Source organism: Comamonas jiangduensis (genome assembly GCF_030162955.1).
GTDB classification, from domain to species: domain Bacteria; phylum Pseudomonadota; class Gammaproteobacteria; order Burkholderiales; family Burkholderiaceae_C; genus Comamonas; species Comamonas jiangduensis.
Map to the genome: position 1 here is coordinate 175167 of NZ_JARXOV010000002.1, position 17042 is coordinate 192208.

A 17042-nucleotide genomic window follows, 5' to 3' on the forward strand; every position below is an offset into this window, starting at 1 on the left:
AGGGTGTGCACCGTGTGCCTTACGGCACGCGTAACGTCCGGAGGTATGCCGTAAAAAAAGGCAGCGTGCGTCGTGCAGGCTGCCTCGTGGGGTTTTACCAGTGGGTGGGCTGCGTCATCAGCAGCGGATGCTCTGGATAAAGTCGGGTGGCGTAGGCGAGCCGTCAGACCAAGTGAGGATATCGTAGCCCGTCTTGGTAACGGCCATCATCAACTCCCACTGTGCCGAGAGGCTGCGGTCTTTGGTGATGATGGTCCAGCCGTCTTGGCCCAGTTCCTTCACTTCGCGCTTGCCCAGATTCAGCATGGGCTCAATCGTGAAGACCATGCCTTCTTCCAGTACCACACCTTCGCCGGGGCGGCCATAGTGCAGCACCTGCGGCTCTTCATGGAATTTCTGGCCGATACCGTGGCCGCAATACTCGCGCACCACCGACAGGTTGTGCTTTTCGGCAAAAGTTTGGATGGCGTGACCAATGTCGCCCAAGGTGTTGCCCGGTTTGACCTGCTGGATGCCCAGCCACATGGCTTCAAACGTCAGCCTGTCCAGGCGCTTGCCCGCAATCGTGCCTTCGCCAATCTGGAACATGCGGCTGTTGTCGCCGTACCAGCCGTCTTCGGTGATGACGGTGACGTCCACGTTCACGATGTCGCCTTTTTTCAGTGGCTTGTCGTTAGGAATGCCGTGGCACACCACATGGTTGGGCGAGGTGCACAGGTGACCCGGGTAGGGCGGATAGCCGGGGGGCTGGTAGCCAATGGTGGCCGACTTGGTGCCTTGGCGGGCCATGCATTCTGCGCCCAAACGGTCGATTTCAGCAGTGGTGATGCCGGGCTTGATGTGGGGGGTGATGTAGTCCAGCACTTCCGAAGCCAAACGACCAGCCACGCGCATGCGTTCGATCTCTTCGGGCGATTTGATGGTGATGCTCATACGCCCGATTATTCCACTGGCGGCAATGGACTGGTGGGCAGGCGGCTCTTCTTGACATTGCTAGCAGGGTGTTGGGGTTTGTGTGCAAGCCCTGTGCCTATTCCCCCTACTCATATCGCTTTCCGTATAGACAGTATTCAGCCCGGTAAAATAAGTACTCTCTCGATTGAGCGCCCAGGCCCCGTTGCTTGCCAGCAGGGCTGAGGCGCTTTTCACCAGCCTTCACATAAACAGGCCGCCACGTGACCTTGCATTTGACACAGTTTGAGGGTGGAAACGCCCTGAGCTCGTTCCGCGCCCAGCAACTCTTGACCGATCTGGTCGCCATCCATCCCAAGATCACGGGTATCAGTGCCCGGTTCGTGCATCTTGTCGCCACCGAGGCGGCCCCGACAGCGGAGCAATCCCAGCGTCTGGCGGCCTTGCTGACGTATGGAGACCCTTACGTCGGTGCTGGCGAAGGCGTGGCTTTTGTGGTCACCCCCCGTCTGGGCACCATCTCGCCCTGGGCCTCCAAGGCGACCGATATTGCGCGCAACTGCGGCCTGCAGGTGTTCCGCGTGGAGCGCATGACCGAGTACCGCGTGGAAGTAAAGTCCGGTCTGCTGGGTGGCAAGCCCGAGCTGAGCGCCGAGCAAACCGCACAGATCGCGGCCTTGCTGCACGACCGCATGACCGAGTCGGTCTTTGCCACCCGTGCCGAAGCCGAGCAGCTGTTCTCCACCCTGCAGGCGCAGCCCATGGAGTTTGTGGATGTGCTGGGCGGCGGTCGCACCGCGCTGGAAGCGGCCAACAAGCAGTGGGGCCTGGCCCTGGCCGACGACGAGATCGACTACCTGGTCCACGCTTTCCACGACCTCAAGCGCAACCCCACGGACGTGGAGTTGATGATGTTTGCGCAGGCCAATTCCGAGCACTGCCGCCACAAGATTTTCAACGCCAAGTTCACCATTGACGGTGTGGAGCAAGACAAATCGCTGTTCGGCATGATCCGCAACACCGAAGCTGTCTCGCCGCAGCACACCGTGGTGGCATATGCCGACAACGCCTCCATCATGGAAGGCCATGCGGTGGAGCGCTTTGTTGCCAAGTTTGATGCCAAATCGGCCTCTGGCGCAGGCGCAGCAAGCGCTCCTAGCTATCAAAAGCAAGCCGCCGTCAACCACGTGTTGATGAAGGTGGAGACGCACAACCACCCCACGGCCATCTCGCCATTCCCCGGTGCCTCGACCGGCAACGGCGGTGAAATCCGCGACGAAGGCGCCACGGGCCGCGGCTCCAAGCCCAAGGCGGGCCTCACGGGCTTCACGGTCTCCAAGCTGTGGGGCAGCGAAGTGGGCAAGCCCGAGCACATTGCCAGCCCGCTGCAAATCATGATCGAAGGCCCGCTGGGCGGCGCGGCGTTCAACAACGAGTTTGGCCGCCCCAATCTGACGGGTTACTTCCGTGAGTACGAGCAGCAGGTTGGTGACATCACCCGTGGCTACCACAAGCCCATCATGATTGCTGGTGGCTTGGGTGTGATTGACGCCGAGCTGACCAAGAAGATCGAATTCCCCGCTGGCACGTTGCTGATCCAGCTGGGCGGCCCCGGCATGCGCATCGGCATGGGCGGTGGTGCAGCCAGCTCCATGGCTTCGGGCACGAATGCGGCAGAACTGGACTTTGATTCGGTGCAGCGCGGCAACCCCGAGATCGAGCGCCGTGCGCAGGAAGTTATCAACCACTGCTGGCAGCAGGGCGCCGAGAACCCCATTTTGGCCATCCACGACGTGGGCGCCGGTGGTATCTCCAACGCCTTCCCCGAGCTGACCAACGACGCCGGCCGTGGCGCGTGCTTTGACCTGCGCGCCGTCAAGCTGGAAGAGTCCGGTCTGTCGCCCAAGGAAATCTGGTCCAACGAATCGCAAGAGCGTTACGTGCTGGCCATTGCCCCTGAGTCGCTGGAGCAGTTCACGGCCTTCTGTGAGCGCGAGCGCTGCCCGTTTGCCGTGATCGGTGTCGCCACCGAAGAGCGTCAGCTGGTGCTGGAAGACACCGCCGTCGAATCGGGCGACCAGAAGTTCCCCGTGAACATGCCCATGAATGTGCTGCTGGGCAAACCACCCAAGGTACACAAGGATGTGACCACAGTGGAGCGCACACTGCCTGCGATGGACTTGACCGGTGTGGCACTGGAGCAGGCCGTGATCGAAGTGCTGGCCCACCCCACGGTGGCATCGAAGCGCTTTTTGATCACCATTGGCGACCGCGCCGTGGGTGGTTTGACGCACCGCGACCAGATGGTCGGCCCCTGGCAAGTGCCTGTGGCCGACGTGGCCGTGACGCTGGCCGACTACCAGGGCTTCAAGGGCGAAGCCATGGCCATGGGCGAGCGCACGCCGCTGGCGGCCATCAATGCCCCGGCTTCGGGCCGCATGGCCGTGGCCGAAGCCATCACCAACATGCTGGCTGCACCGATTGAGTTGCCCAAGGTGAAGATGTCGGCCAACTGGATGGCCGCCTGCGGTGAAGCCGGTGAAGACGCGGCGCTGTACGCCACCGTCAAGGCCGTGGGCATGGAGCTGTGCCCCGCGCTGAATATCTCGATTCCCGTGGGCAAGGACAGCCTGTCCATGCGCACGCAGTGGAATGAGAATGGCGTGACCAAGAAGGTGACCTCGCCCGTGAGCCTGATCATCACCGGCTTTGCCGCCATCGACGATGTGCGCACCACCTTCACGCCGCAGCTCAACGCCGAAGTGGCCGACAGCTCGCTGGTGCTGATTGACCTGGGCCGCGGCAAGATGCGCATGGGTGGCTCCATCATCGGTCAGGTGCTCAACCAGTCAGGCAACGAAGTGCCCGACCTGGACGACGCCAAGGATCTGATCGCCCTGGTCGATGCGGTGAACGAGTTGCGCGCCAAGGGCTTGGTGCTGGCCTACCACGACAAGGGCGACGGCGGCTTGCTGGCTACCGTGGCCGAGATGGCCTTTGCCGGCCATGTGGGCGTGGCGCTGAATGTGGATATGCTGATCACCGAAGGTGACGGCATCAGCGACAGCCGCATGGACAGCGGCGAAGGCAAGAACTGGGGCAAGCAAGTGGCGGGCCGCCGCGAAGAGCAAACCCTGCGCGCGCTGTTCAACGAAGAGCTGGGCGCGGTGTTGCAAATTCGCACGGAAGACCGCACGGCAGTGATGGATGTGCTGCGTGCGCATGGCCTCATCCAGTGCAGCCACATCATTGGCAAGACCCGCCCCGCATCGTCCCCCGTGGACGCTGGCAAGGGCGAGCTGCAAGTGTGGCGCGACGCGAACAAGGTGTTTGGCGCGACATTGAGCGACCTGCACCAGGTCTGGGATGCCGTGAGCTGGAAGATCTGCCAGCAGCGCGACAACCCCGTGTGCGCCGACAGCGAACACGCCGCCGCTGGTGAGCCGACCGACCCCGGCATGCACGTGCACCTGACGTTTGACCCCAAGGAGAACGTGGCGGCGCCGTTCATCAACGTGGCGGCCAAGCCCCGCGTGGCCGTGCTGCGCGAACAGGGTGTGAACTCACACGTGGAAATGGCCTATGCCTTTACCGAAGCGGGTTTTGACGCGGTGGACGTGCACATGAGCGACCTGCAAGCTGGCCGTGCACAGCTGCAGGACTTTGCCGGCGTGGTGGCCTGTGGCGGCTTCAGCTACGGCGACACTTTGGGCGCTGGCATTGGCTGGGCGCGTTCCATCACCTTCAACGACCGCCTGTCCGAGCAGTTCCAGCAGTTCTTTGGTCGCCAAGACACCTTCGGTCTGGGCGTGTGCAACGGCTGTCAGATGTTTGCCGAGCTGGCCGACATCATCCCCGGTGCGCAAGACTGGCCCCGCTTTACGCAAAACCAGAGCAACCGCTTTGAAGCACGTTTGAGCATGGTGGAAGTGCTGGAGTCCCCCTCCATCTTCCTGCAGGGCATGGCTGGCTCGCGCCTGCCGATCGCCGTGGCGCACGGCGAGGGCTACGCCAACTTCAAGTTCCGTGGGAATGCGGATCAGGTGATCCAGGCCATGCGTTACGTGGACAACCACGGCCAGCCGACCGAGCAGTACCCGTTCAACCCTAATGGCTCGGCCGGTGGCTTGACTGCCGTAACCACGGCCGACGGGCGCTTTACCGCCATGATGCCCCACCCCGAGCGCGTGTTCCGCAACATCCAGATGAGCTGGGTGGACTACGACAAGGCAGGCGGCAAGTCCGAGTTTAGCCCCTGGATGCGCGTGTGGCGCAACGCCCGCAAGTGGCTGGGTTAATCGCTCCAAGCCACCGCACGGTGGCTTGATGGGCATGCCACCCAAAGGCTCTGCAACGGCAGAGCCTTTTTTTTATGCGAGTGCGTACATGCGTGGTGCTGGTAGCGCCCACAGTCTTAGAAAAATATAGCTGCTTGCGCTGATTGCATAAGCATTTCAGATGGTTTTGTATCTGAAACGATGGATGGATAAGCGCCAGCAGCTCTGGTTTTTATCCAGGCGCCATCCACTCCAGCAACTGGGCCAGCCAGCGCAGCAGTGCGAGGATGGCTTCCAACAAGTTGGTGGGCGGGTGGTCATTCATGGTCATCAGGGTGGCTGTAGGGTACCGCGGCGCTTGCCGAAGGGTGTAAGCCAACGCCTATGATGTGCGCTTTCCCAAAAAGATTGGCGCGCATTCACACCTTGCGCCGCCAGTGTACGAATTGCTCACCACCTTATTTATGCCACGCAGCACATTGTTTGGGGCGCTTCAGCTCAGCGCGCTTTGCGCCATCGTTTTGACTTCCGGTTGCACCTACGTCAAAGGCCTGTATGGCGGAAAAACCGCGCCCGCCAAGGCCGCGCCAACTGCTACGGCCCCCGTCTTGTATGCGCCGGAGCGCCACTACACGGCCGACATCAGCGCAGCCCGCGCGTATGTCGGCACGCAATTGCCAGCCAGCCAGCGCATGGCCTTGATCGATGTGCGTGACGCCACAGAGTACCGCCTGGGCCACCCCGAGGGCGCGCGCCACCTGCCTTATCCGCGTATTTATCAGCAATGCCAGCCGCACCCCAGCGGCGCCCCGCAAGCGCAGATTCGCTCTGACGACGGCAGCCAGTGCCGCTACGGCGTGGTGCCGGGCAGCGAAGTGCGCCAAGACGCCGCCGCGTTTTGGCAAGCGGTGCAAGAAGCGCTGCCTTACAAAGATGCGCCGGTGGCGGTGCTGTGCCGCACCGGCGCATGTGCGGCCGATGTAGCCAATTTGCTGGCGCGCCCTGACTTGCTGGTGGACAAGGGCTTGGCAGGCAAGGGCTACCAAACCGTTTACGCCATCCGCGAGGGGTTTGTGGGGGAGCCGATGGTGGCCGTAGAGGCAGCGAGCGGCAAAGTCCTTAGCACCGATAAAAAAGGTGAAAAATTCACGTACCCTGCGGGCAAGCAGACCTTCTACAGCGCAACACCCGTGGCTTTGGATGTGAACCAAGACGGCAAACTCACCCAGGCAGACTGGAGTGGCTGGCGCAACTTTTTGGGTTTGCCGTATGTGCTCAGCATGCAGCCCAATTTGCTCAGCGAAGCAGCCCAGAACTATTACGACAAACCCTAAAAACCTTCTGCGCAGTTGCTTGCAGCCTTTTCCTACAAGAAGGGCGTGGCAGCGCGCTGGAAGATGGCGTTTTTTATCCCAAGGATGCAGATATGGCTGGTGCCGGACTTTTGATGCTGCTCGATGACATCGCAGCGTTGCTCGACGATGTGGCCCTGATGACCAAGGTCGCCGCCCGTAAATCGGCTGCAATGGCGGACGATGTCTCGGTCATGAGCAAGGTGGCCATGCAAAAAACGGCGGGTGTGCTGGGCGATGACTTGGCACTCAATGCCGAGCAGGTGGCCGGCGTCAGGGCCAGTCGCGAATTGCCGGTGGTGTGGGCGGTGGCCAAGGGCTCGTTGCTCAACAAGGTCATTTTGGTGCCGGCATTTTTGCTGATCAGCGTATTCATCCCGTGGCTGATTACCCCGCTGTTGATGGTGGGCGGCGCTTTTTTGTGCGTTGAAGGCGTTGAAAAAATTCTGCATTCCCTGCACCAGCGGCGCAATGGCCATGACGTGGTGCAAGAAGCCGCCCAAGCCCAGGCGCAAGGTGTGGCACCGTCGTCAGTGCGCCAAGCCAAAGCACTGCATTTGGAGCCCGCAGCCTATGAAAAGGAAAAAGTCAGCGGTGCCATTCGTACCGACTTTATTTTGTCGGCAGAGATTCTGGCGATTGCACTGAGCACCGTGGCTACGGAGCCTGTAACCAAGCAAGTTGCGGTACTGGTGGTGGTGGCGCTGGCAATCACGGTGTTTGTCTACGGCATCGTGGCTGGCATTGTGCGCATGGATGATGTGGGCCTGTGGCTGATGCGCAAGCCCAGCGAAGCCATGCAATCCCTTGGGCGCGGTCTGATCGCTTTTACGCCGTGGTTGATGAAGGGCTTGTCCATCGTCGGCACTGCGGCCATGTTTCTGGTGGGAGGGAGCTTGCTGGTGCATGGCATTGCCCCGATTCAAACCTGGGTGGATGCCGTGCTTGTGCCCCCAGGTGGTGTGGTGGCAGCCTTGGCACCGCTGCTGGTGCATGTGGGGGTGGGCGCCGTCATCGGCGGTGTAGTGGTGCTGGTGGTGGCCGCCTGGAAGCGATGGCGTCCCAACACTGCAGCCCAGTCTCATTAAAGTGGGGGGTGTTGTCAAATTCCAACATTTCAGAAAATCCTGAAATGGGCCTTCATGGTGCATTTGACCTAAGGCAAACCCTGTGCCGTGTCGCGGTGATGCAATGCATTTCACGGGGGCTGTCCCCGGATTTTTATTCATCACCCATTATGAAAAAGACTCTGCTGGCTGTGGCCGCTCTGTGTGCGTTGACTTCCGGTGCTGCGATGGCGCAGCAGCAAGATGGCAAGTGGCAAGTGCGCGTGCGCGCTGTGCATTTGGACAGCGCCAACAAAGACTCTACAGGTTTGGACTTGTCGGTGAATGACAAAGTGATCCCTGAGTTGGATATCAGCTACTACTTCACCCCTAACTTTGCCGCTGAACTGATCCTGACCTACCCCCAAAAGCACAATGTGCGCGCGGGCGACGTCAAGATCGGTAGCCTGAAGCATCTGCCACCCACTCTGCTGGCACAGTACCACTTCACCAACTTCGGCGCTTTCAAGCCTTACGTGGGTGCTGGTATCAATTACACACGTTTCTCCAATGTAGATATTTTGGGTGGCGCTGCTGACGTGAAGCGCAACAGCTGGGGTGGCGCTTTGCAAGTGGGCTTTGACTATGCGCTGGACAAGAACTGGTCGCTGAACTTTGACGTGAAGAAGGTTTACATCGACACCAACGTTTCCGCTGGCGGTGTCAATGTGGGCAAGTTCAAGGTCGATCCTCTGCTGGTTGGCGTGGGCGTTGGCTACCGCTTCTAATTCCAGCTTCTCTCCTCCAAGGGGTTTTAAACCGCTGCAGCCGCAGCGGTTTTTTTATGCCTGTTTGTGGGGCATATAAAAAAAGCCCGCCGAAACTGGCGGGCTGAGCAAAGAAACTTTTGGCGCAAAGGTGCCGGTTAAACCTGTGCCAGTGCTTGTTCCAAATCGGCCAGCAGGTCGTCGATGTGCTCGATACCCACGGACAGGCGCACCATGCCCTCGGTCACGCCGGCCTTGGCCAGTTCGGCCGCGTCCAGCTGGCGGTGGGTGGTGGAGGCGGGGTGCGTGGCCAGCGACTTGGCGTCGCCAATGTTCACCAGGCGCGTGAACAACTGCAGCGCATCGAGGAAACGCGCGCCAGCGGCGCGGCCGTCTTCGCCTTTCAGGCTGAACGACAGAATGCCGGAGGCGCGGCCACCCGACTGTTTTTGCACGATGGCGTGGTCGGGGTGGTCCTTCAGCCCGGCATAGCGCACCCATTCCACCTTGGGGTGGTTTTGCAGGGTTTCGGCGATCTTCTGCGTGTTTTCGCAGATGCGGTCCATGCGCAGCGCCAGGGTCTCAATGCCCTGCAGGATCTGGAAGGCATTTTGCGGCGAGATGGCCGCACCCATGTTGCGCAGCGGCACGACGCGTGCACGGCCAATGAAGGCGGCTTCGCCCAAGGCCTCGGTATAGACCACGCCGTGGTAGCTGACGTCGGGTTCGTTCAGGCGCTTGAAGCGGGCTTTGTGCTCGGCCCAGGGGAACTTGCCGCTGTCCACGATGGCGCCGCCCACGCTTGTGCCGTGGCCGCCCAGGTATTTGGTCAGCGAGTGCACGACGATGTCGGCGCCGAATTCAAATGGGCGCAGCAGGTAGGGGCTGGGCACGGTGTTGTCCACGATCAGTGGTACGCCATGCGCATGGGCCACATCGGCTAGCGCGCGGATGTCGGTGACGTTGCCCAGCGGGTTGCCAATCGATTCGATGAACACGGCCTTGGTTTTGCCATCGATCAGCTTGCCAAAGCTGGCCGGATCGCGTGGATCGGCAAAGCGCACTTCAATGCCTTGCTGTGGGAAGGTGTGCGCAAACAGGTTGTAGGTGCCGCCGTAGAGCGTGCTGGCCGAGACGATGTTGTCACCCGCTTCGGCCAGTGTTTGGATGGCCGCGGTGATGGCCGCCATGCCCGAGGCCAGGGCCAGTGCGGCAATGCCACCTTCCAGCGCCGCGACACGCTTTTCCAGTACGTCCGTGGTGGGGTTCATGATGCGGGTGTAGATATTGCCCGGCACTTTCAGGTCGAACAGGTCGGCGCCGTGCTGGGCGCTGTCAAACGCATACGCCACGGTCTGGTAAATAGGTACCGCGACGGCTTTGGTGGTGGGGTCGGGGCTGTAGCCGGCGTGCACGGCCAAAGTTTCGATGCGCATGTGGTGTCTCCAAGGCGGGTGTAAAGCTTGGATTGTGAAAAAGATCACCTGCGCTGCCAACTACGCAAACGCTATGTGCTTATGCCCTATCAAAATGGTATTCAAAATAGATAGCAATCACCGCTGATTATGCTTGCCTTAGCGGCATATTTGCGGCTTATTTTTCGCGCGGTGCAGGAGCGTTGAACAACGCGGCTTTGTGGCGCTGGTGCGCAGTGTTTGCTGTTTTGGGATGTGGCTGCGGTGCGGGGTGTGGAGGCGCAGGAGCGGGCTGTGTGGCCTCCCAGGCGGGCAGGGCCGCAAATACCATGGCAGGGCCGTGCGCGTCGTTGGCCGCGTAGCGAATTTGCGCTGGGCTCAGCTGTGGCAGCGCCCAGTTGCTGGTGGATTGCTTTTTGGATTTGTGAAAGTTTTGGCCCAAGACCAAAGCCACCGCCGCGCGCACCCCTGTCGATGCACCATAGCCGTGGCGTTTGAATACGCGGTCCAAGTCCACCACGTTGGCCAGCGCTACGCCCAATCGTTTGGGCAAGGTGCTTTTGTCGTTGTCCAGACCAAAGCCGACCTTGGCAATGTAGGGGCTGCTGATAATTTCGCGCGCCAAGTCCAGGGCTTGGGCATGGCACAGCTGCAAAATCCACGCCGCATCGGGCGTGGCCAGTTGCACCACGTGGGGGCCGGTGTCGACTTGGTGGGTGTGAAACAGGGGCTTGCTCTCGGTGTCAAAGCCCAGGGCGGTTTGCTGTAGCAGCGCGGTGCGTGCAGCCTCCAACTCCGCTGCGGTGTGCGGCACGTAAATGGCATCGTCTGGGAGGGCAGCGAAAGCGGGCAGCAGCTGGCTTTCTTCTTTGGTCGGTGGCTTAAGGCGCGGCATGGCGGGCAGTGTGCCTGTTTTGAAGAGGTTGGGGGGCAGTGTGTGGGGCAGGTGAGCCACCGCAATCACGGTAGCGAATACGGCAGCGCATGCATGCGGGTGGCAGGGTGACTGCTTAGCGGTGGGGAAGCTTCTAAAAGCATAGCTGGCAGTGTGCTATCAGCCTAGGATTTAGATAGCAATCCATCTGAAAGTGATTGAATGCAAGCGCTAGCAGCTATTTTTATCAAAGCAATCAAAGCAATCAAAGCAATCAAAGCGATCAAAGCAAAAGGCCCGCTGCAGGCGGGCCTTGATCGTTCAAGCCACGCCCTTAGGCCTTGGCTTGCGGGGCAGGGCGGGTGCGGTAGAACTGCATGGGGAACTCTTTCATCTCCTTGGCGTGCTGGTTCAGCACCGATTGCTTCATCTTGCCCACCACGTGCATCTCGCAGGGCTTGCAGTCAAAGCGCAGGGTCAGCTTTTCTTTGCCGTTGATCAGTTGCAGCGGCTCGGCCTTGATGGTGCCCTTCACGCCAATCACGCCCTTGGCTTGCTTGGGGCACAGGCTCATCGAAAAGCGCACACAGTGCTTGGTGATCATCAGGCTGACTTCGCCCAGCTCTTCTTTGCTCTCGTAGGCTGCATCAATCACCTTCACGCCGTGCTTGATGTAGAAATCGTGCGCCTTTTGGTTGTAGACGTTGGCCAGGTAGCTCAGCGTGTCTTCAGGGAAGGGCACAGGCGGCTCGACCGGCTTGGCGCGTGGCAGGCGCACAAAACCGGCGGCACGCGCGGCTTCCAGCGCTTGCAGCGCATCGCGGCGCAGCTGGTTCAGGGCCGATGCCGGCACAAACCAGGGCTGGCTAATGCTCAGGCTGATGTCATGGACCGCAAAGATCGACGCACCAAAGCGGCCCAGTTGCTCGCGCAGTGTGGCTTCGGCCTTGCTGGCGTCGGTGGCGGCTTGGTGTTCCTGCACGATGGCGGCCTTGCCTACAAAACCGTCTTCATCGGTCAGCGTCAGCGCAAAGCCATCGGTGGTTTCCTGAAACTCGGCCCACAGGCCAATGCGGCGGTCGCTGGATTTTTTGTCCAGCATGCGCACCCAGTTCATGTCGCGGTTGCGGTTGATTTCCAGGCCCTTGCGCAGGTCCTTAAACTCACTGATCTCGTTCTTGGGGAAAAAGCGCCAGATGCCTTTTTTGGCGTTGACGCACTCGGCACGGTTGATGTGCACGCCCACCAGTTCCTTTTGCAGGTCGTAGTAGCACAGGCCATCACCGTTGTTGAACACCGTGGTCTTGTCGCTGCTCTCCATCTCCAACCACTTGTCGCCCACTTGCGTGACCCAGCCCACGGCGCGCCCTGGGGTTTTGGGGGTGTCAAACGCGCCGATATCGTCTTTGCGGCCGTTGACAAAGTAGTCGGTGAACTCGCGGTTGAAGTTCTGGTCGGGGTCTGGCGTGAAGGTGAATGTGGTCGTGCCCGAGGAGGAGCGCGCCAGTGGCATGTCGGAGAACTCGCGCTCTTCAATGATCTCGTCCAAGATCTTGCGGTAGTGCGCCGTGATGTTTTTCACGTACGCCATGTCCTTGTAGCGGCCTTCAATCTTGAAGCTGCGCACGCCAGCATCCACCAGCGCACGCATATTGTCGGTCTGGTTGTTGTCCTTCATCGACAGCACGTGTTTTTCGTGCGCAATGATGCGGCCGTTGGCGTCTAGCACTTCGTAGGGCAGGCGGCAGGCCTGGTTGCAGTCGCCGCGGTTGGCGCTGCGGCCGGTGTGGGCGTGGCTGATAAAGCACTGACCGGAATACGCCACGCACAGCGCGCCGTGAATGAAGTATTCGATGGTGGTGTGTGGGTCGAGCACGTCGTGCACAGCCTTGATTTGCTTCAAGTCCAGCTCACGCGCCAGCACGATCTGGCTCAAGCCCGCGTCTTGCAGGAACTTGGCCTTCTCTGGTGTGCGAATGTCATTCTGGGTGGAGGCGTGCAGCTGGATGGGGGGCAGGTCCAGCTCCAGCAGGCCCATGTCCTGGATGATCAGCGCATCCGCGCCGATGTGGTACATGTCCCAGGCCATTTTGCGAGCGCCTTCGAGTTCATCGTCGCGCAAGATGGTGTTGAGCGTGATGAAGATGCGGCTGCCAAAGCGGTGGGCATGCTGGATCAAACGTTCCAGATCACGGATCTCATTGCCTGCCGTGGCGCGTGCGCCAAAGCCGGGGCCGCCGATGTAGACGGCGTCCGCACCGTGGTTCACGGCTTCAATGCCGATATCGGCATTGCGCGCCGGGGACAAAAGTTCGAGTTGGTGGGGCAGGAGAGACATAGGGGGCGGATTATCCCAGCGTGCCTGCAGTTTGTGGCGGGTGGGGGGTATTGCCAAGCTTGCGTGCTTGTGGCCGAACGCCGAACGCCGAGCGGCGGTGTAGCGCGGTCATCGCCCTTGTCCTATGGCGGTGTGGCGATAGTTTCAGGCAGGCTAGCGTTTATTTCGTAAAAGCTGGTCACGTTGTATGGATCTGCAACTCAATACCTACTACACCTTGATTTGTGCAGCACTGGTTTTGTTGCTGGGTAAATGGCTGGTGGGGCATCTCCGCTGGTTGGCTAACTTCAATATCCCAGAGCCGGTAGCAGGGGGCTTGGTTGCGGCCGCGCTGTGCTATGCGCTCAATGTCTTGCTGGGCTACCGCCTGGGTTTTGATGTGGACTTGCAAACAGCGTTCATGCTGGTGTTTTTTTCATCGATTGGATTGAGTGCGAATTTCACCAAGCTCAAACAGGGTGGACGTGCGCTGCTATTGTTTTTGCTGGTGATTGCGGTGTACATCGGCGTGCAAAACGGGGTAGGCGTCGCCTTGGCCTCCTTGCTGGGGCTAGATCCTCTGGTGGGGCTGATTGCGGGGTCGATGACGCTACTCGGCGGCCACGGCACGGCTGGGGCTTGGGGCAGTGTGCTGGAGCGCGACCATGGCATACAAGGCGCCATGACGCTGGGCATGGCCTGTGCAACATTTGGTTTGATTATTGGTGGCTTGGTGGGCGGGCCCCTGGCCAAATGGCTGATTCGCCGCCATCAGTTGCAAGGGCCGCAAGTCACGCCCGCTGACGCCGATAACTTGGTGGAAGCCGATGCGTACAACTTTGAGTCGCCCCGCAAAACACGGCTGATTACCACGGATGCCATCATCGAAACCTTGGCCTTGTTTGCGGGCTGCCTGGCGTTTGCGCAGTTGATGACCGCCCTTACCGCAGGTGCCAGCTTTCAGCTGCCCACCTTTGTCTGGGCACTGGCCGGTGGGGTGGTGATTCGCAACACGCTGGACCATGTGTTCCGCTTCAAAGTGTTTGATCGTGCCATTGATGTGTTTGGCAACGCGGCGCTGTCGATTTACCTGGCGATTGCCCTGCTGTCGCTCAAGCTGTGGGAGCTAGCGGATTTGGCGGGCCCCTTGGTCATCATCTTGGCGGCGCAGACAGTGGTCATGCTGGCCTATGTGGCCTTGGTGACTTTTCGCGTCATGGGGCGCGATTACGACGCTGCCGTGCTGTGCGCGGGCAATTGTGGCTTTGGCATGGGCGCGACCCCGACGGCCGTGGCCAATATGCAGGCCATCACCAACCAGTACGGGCCCTCGCACAAAGCGTTTTTGATTGTGCCCATGGTGGGGGCTTTCTTTATCGACTTGCTCAATGCCGTGTTCTTGCAAACCTTTATCAAGTTCTTGGGCTGATGAGTAGGCCTGTGCCGCTGGATAATGCGCGGCTATGCATGCCCACCCTTGCGCTCCCCTCGATCACGCCCACTGGATGCGCCACGCCCTGCGCCTGGCGCGGCAAGCGGCGGCTGCCGGCGAGGTGCCCGTGGGCGCGGTGGTGGTCAAAGATGGCCAGGTGGTGGGGGCGGGCAGCAACGCCCCGCTGGCGGGCCAAGACCCCACCGCCCATGCGGAGGTGCTTGCCCTGCGCGCTGCCGCGCAACGGCTGGGCAACTACCGGCTCGACGGCTGCACCCTGTACGTGACGCTGGAGCCGTGCACCATGTGCAGCGGTGCCATGCTGCATGCGCGGATCGATACGGTGGTCTATGGTGCGCCCGAGCCCAAAACGGGCGCGGCAGGCTCGGTGCTCAATGTGTTTGGCTATCCGCAAATCAACCACCACACCCAGGTGGTGCGCGGCGTGCTGGCCGATGAGTGTGCGGCGGTGCTGGCGCAGTTTTTTCAGCAGCGCCGTGCGGCCAACAAGGCCAAGACGCTGGCCAGCCACCCGCTTAAAGACACGGCGCTGCGTCATCCAAACAGTGTGTTTGCTGATGCCCCCGACTGGCCCTACCCACCGCAATGGCGCAGCGATTTGCCTGCGCTGGGTGGTTTGCGCATGGCCGTGGTGGATGAAGGCCCGCGCGATGCACCGCTGATCTGGCTGTGCCTGCACGCAGCCGCCAGTTGGGGCTGCAGCTTTGCCCATGCACTGCCGCACTGGTTGCAAGCCGGGCAGCGTGTGCTGGTGCCAGACTTGCCCGGCTTTGGCCGCAGCGATCAGCCCAAGCGCGACAAAGCACACACTGCCCAGTGGCATGTGCAGGTGCTGCGCGAACTGCTGGAGCAGCTGGATGTGCACCGTGTGGTCTTGGTAGGGCAGGGCGATGGTGCGCGTCTGGGGCTGGCGGTGGCGCAAGCCCTGCCGCAGCGCTTTGTGGGCGCTTGGCTGATGGATGCGTGGCCCACTGCCGATGTACCCCAGCCTTTGGCGCAGTGGTTGCAGGCGGCCGCCAACAAGCCCACGTGGGATGTGGCGCAGGGTTTGGTTCAAGCAGGTTTTGGGCCGCTAACGCATGAGCAGCAAGCGCTGGCAGCTATTCCTTTTGCACAAGCAGGTCACCGTGCAGCTCTCAAAGCGTGGCCCAAGGTGCAGGCGCAGCTGCCGGCCGTGCCCCAAGCGCTGCTGGCAGCGTGGCTGGCACAGGGGCGCTGCTTGATCAGCCACAGTGCCAGCAACCGCCTGATGCCATGGAATGCGTGGCACGCCGCGTGGCAAACCGCAGTGCCTGCCTTGCTGCAGCACCCGCAGGCGCTGCGCCAGACCCCCATGTCTCCTATGGTTCCTGATCTGGCAGCCACCAGCGTGCAGCAGGCTATGGAATACTTTGCCGCATCAGCGAAGACAGCCGTCTAGCAAACAGATGATTTATACGGAGCATGCCACCCGCAGTGGCGTGGAAGAATTTGGCGACATCCAGCAAGAAAAAAACACCCGCCACCCCTGTAACTGCCACGAAGCACGCACACGATCACCCAGCGCAAGCCCAGTCCCCTCACTGTGACCACGACCATGCCCATGGTGAACACTGCAGCCACGACCACCCTGCACACGCACACCACGACGGCTGCTGTGGCCATGACCACAGCGTGCGCCCCAAGCACATCTATGTGTATTCGCCCTCGGGTGCGGTGCGCGACAAGGCAGCGTTCAAGCGCGCCATCAAGCGTTTGGAAGGCATGGGCCACCAGGTGGAAGTGGATGCCGATGCGTTGAGCAGCCACCAGCGCTTTGCCGGTGACGATGCCACGCGCATTGCGTCCATCCACCGTGCGGCCGCCATCGGCGCCGATGTGGCACTGATCAGCCGTGGCGGCTATGGCCTGACGCGCATCTTGCCCGGTATTGATTACCAGGCCGTGGCCAAGGCCGTGGAGCAAGGCACGCATTTTGTGGGCTTGAGCGACTTCACCGCCTTTCAAAACGCGCTGCTGGCACAAACCGGCGCCATCAGCTGGGCGGGCCCGGCGCTGATTGCCGACTTTGGCCAGAAAGAGGGCGTGGACGACATCATGCTCGACTGCTTTGAAGACCTGATTTACGGCCATGGTGAAGGCACAGGCTGGCGCATGCCCAAGCAGCCTGTGGGCGCGGTGCCTGATGACTTCTATATTGAAGGCGGCGCTACGCTGTGGGGCAGCAACCTGGCGGTGCTGGTGTCGCTGCTGGGCACGCCGTACTTCCCGCAGGTGGAAGGCGGCATTTTGTTCATCGAAGATGTGGGGGAGCACCCCTACAAAATCGAGCGCATGCTCACCCAGTTGCTGCACGCCGGTGTGCTGGCCAAGCAAAAGGCCATCGTTTTTGGTCAGTTCACCGAGTTCAAGCTGACCAGCCACGACAAGGGCTACAAGCTGCAAAGCGTGATCGACTGGCTGCGTGCGCAACTGCGTATTCCGGTGCTGCAAGGCCTGCCTTACGGCCATGTGGAAACCAAGGTGCTGCTGCCTGTGGGTGCGCCCGTGTCGTTGTCGGTGGAAGGGCGCGATGCGCTGATCTACTGGGGCCATACACATTAAAAGAAAGATAGCTGTTAGCGCTTGCTGCATAAGCGCTAGAGGCCGT

11 protein-coding genes are annotated in these 17042 nt (G+C 60.8%); 7 read left to right on the forward strand and 4 right to left on the reverse strand.

Annotation, left to right across the window (positions count from 1 at the left end; translation table 11 throughout):
- Window positions 1-117 precede the first annotated feature (117 nt).
- On the reverse strand, window positions 118-933 hold the full coding sequence (gene map / locus QEP12_RS02285) for a type I methionyl aminopeptidase (protein WP_284213234.1): 816 nt from the start codon (window positions 931-933) through the stop codon (window positions 118-120).
- Window positions 934-1175: 242 nt separating this feature from the next.
- Between map and purL the strand changes: the two genes are divergently transcribed.
- From purL to QEP12_RS02305, 4 genes are all read left to right on the forward strand, one after another.
- Entirely contained in the window at window positions 1176-5210 is a 4035-nt protein-coding gene (gene purL, locus QEP12_RS02290; protein ID WP_284213235.1) for a phosphoribosylformylglycinamidine synthase, read from the forward strand.
- A gap of 443 nt (window positions 5211-5653) precedes the next feature.
- Entirely contained in the window at window positions 5654-6523 is an 870-nt protein-coding gene (locus tag QEP12_RS02295; protein ID WP_284213236.1) for a rhodanese-like domain-containing protein, read from the forward strand.
- 92 nt (window positions 6524-6615) lie between these two features.
- Window positions 6616-7629, forward strand: a complete 1014-nt coding sequence (locus QEP12_RS02300; protein WP_284213237.1) for a DUF808 domain-containing protein — start codon at window positions 6616-6618, stop codon at window positions 7627-7629.
- A gap of 149 nt (window positions 7630-7778) precedes the next feature.
- The gene (locus QEP12_RS02305) at window positions 7779-8375 is read left to right on the forward strand and encodes an OmpW/AlkL family protein (protein WP_284213238.1); all 597 of its coding nucleotides are present in this window, start codon (window positions 7779-7781) and stop codon (window positions 8373-8375) included.
- 137 nt (window positions 8376-8512) lie between these two features.
- Here the strand turns inward: QEP12_RS02305 and QEP12_RS02310 are convergent, their stop codons facing one another.
- The 3 genes from QEP12_RS02310 to QEP12_RS02320 form a co-directional block, all read right to left on the reverse strand.
- The gene (locus QEP12_RS02310; RefSeq protein WP_284213239.1) at window positions 8513-9790 is read right to left on the reverse strand and encodes an O-acetylhomoserine aminocarboxypropyltransferase/cysteine synthase family protein; all 1278 of its coding nucleotides are present in this window, start codon (window positions 9788-9790) and stop codon (window positions 8513-8515) included.
- Window positions 9791-9947: 157 nt separating this feature from the next.
- Window positions 9948-10664, reverse strand: a complete 717-nt coding sequence (locus QEP12_RS02315; protein ID WP_284213240.1) for a 3'-5' exonuclease — start codon at window positions 10662-10664, stop codon at window positions 9948-9950.
- 313 nt (window positions 10665-10977) lie between these two features.
- Window positions 10978-12981: a peptidase U32 family protein gene (locus QEP12_RS02320; protein WP_284213241.1), complete on the reverse strand. Its 2004-nt coding sequence runs from the start codon at window positions 12979-12981 to the stop codon at window positions 10978-10980.
- A 187-nt stretch (window positions 12982-13168) separates the two neighbouring features.
- Between QEP12_RS02320 and gltS the strand changes: the two genes are divergently transcribed.
- From gltS to QEP12_RS02335, 3 genes are read left to right on the forward strand one after another with little or no spacing between them, the layout of a single operon-like run.
- Complete coding sequence (gene gltS / locus QEP12_RS02325) at window positions 13169-14389, forward strand: sodium/glutamate symporter (RefSeq protein ID WP_284213242.1); 1221 nt, start codon at window positions 13169-13171, stop codon at window positions 14387-14389.
- Between the two features lie 34 nt (window positions 14390-14423).
- Window positions 14424-15833, forward strand: a complete 1410-nt coding sequence (gene tadA / locus QEP12_RS02330) for a tRNA adenosine(34) deaminase TadA (protein ID WP_284213243.1) — start codon at window positions 14424-14426, stop codon at window positions 15831-15833.
- Window positions 15834-15856: 23 nt separating this feature from the next.
- Window positions 15857-16996 (forward strand): LD-carboxypeptidase, encoded by a 1140-nt coding sequence (locus tag QEP12_RS02335; RefSeq protein ID WP_284213244.1) that lies wholly within the window; start codon window positions 15857-15859, stop codon window positions 16994-16996.
- Window positions 16997-17042 lie beyond the last annotated feature (46 nt).

Bases quoted from the DNA above. Each gene is read 5' to 3' on its own strand.
- map (WP_284213234.1), bottom strand. From the start codon at position 933: ATGAGCATCACCATCAAATCGCCCGAAGAGATCGAACGCATGCGCGTG.
- tadA (WP_284213243.1), top strand. From the start codon at position 14,424: ATGCATGCCCACCCTTGCGCTCCCCTCGATCACGCCCACTGGATGCGC.
- QEP12_RS02320 (WP_284213241.1), bottom strand. From the start codon at position 12,981: ATGTCTCTCCTGCCCCACCAACTCGAACTTTTGTCCCCGGCGCGCAAT.
- QEP12_RS02295 (WP_284213236.1), top strand. From the start codon at position 5,654: ATGCCACGCAGCACATTGTTTGGGGCGCTTCAGCTCAGCGCGCTTTGC.
- QEP12_RS02310 (WP_284213239.1), bottom strand. From the start codon at position 9,790: ATGCGCATCGAAACTTTGGCCGTGCACGCCGGCTACAGCCCCGACCCC.
- QEP12_RS02335 (WP_284213244.1), top strand. From the start codon at position 15,857: ATGCCACCCGCAGTGGCGTGGAAGAATTTGGCGACATCCAGCAAGAAA.
- QEP12_RS02300 (WP_284213237.1), top strand. From the start codon at position 6,616: ATGGCTGGTGCCGGACTTTTGATGCTGCTCGATGACATCGCAGCGTTG.
- QEP12_RS02305 (WP_284213238.1), top strand. From the start codon at position 7,779: ATGAAAAAGACTCTGCTGGCTGTGGCCGCTCTGTGTGCGTTGACTTCC.
- QEP12_RS02315 (WP_284213240.1), bottom strand. From the start codon at position 10,664: ATGCCGCGCCTTAAGCCACCGACCAAAGAAGAAAGCCAGCTGCTGCCC.
- gltS (WP_284213242.1), top strand. From the start codon at position 13,169: ATGGATCTGCAACTCAATACCTACTACACCTTGATTTGTGCAGCACTG.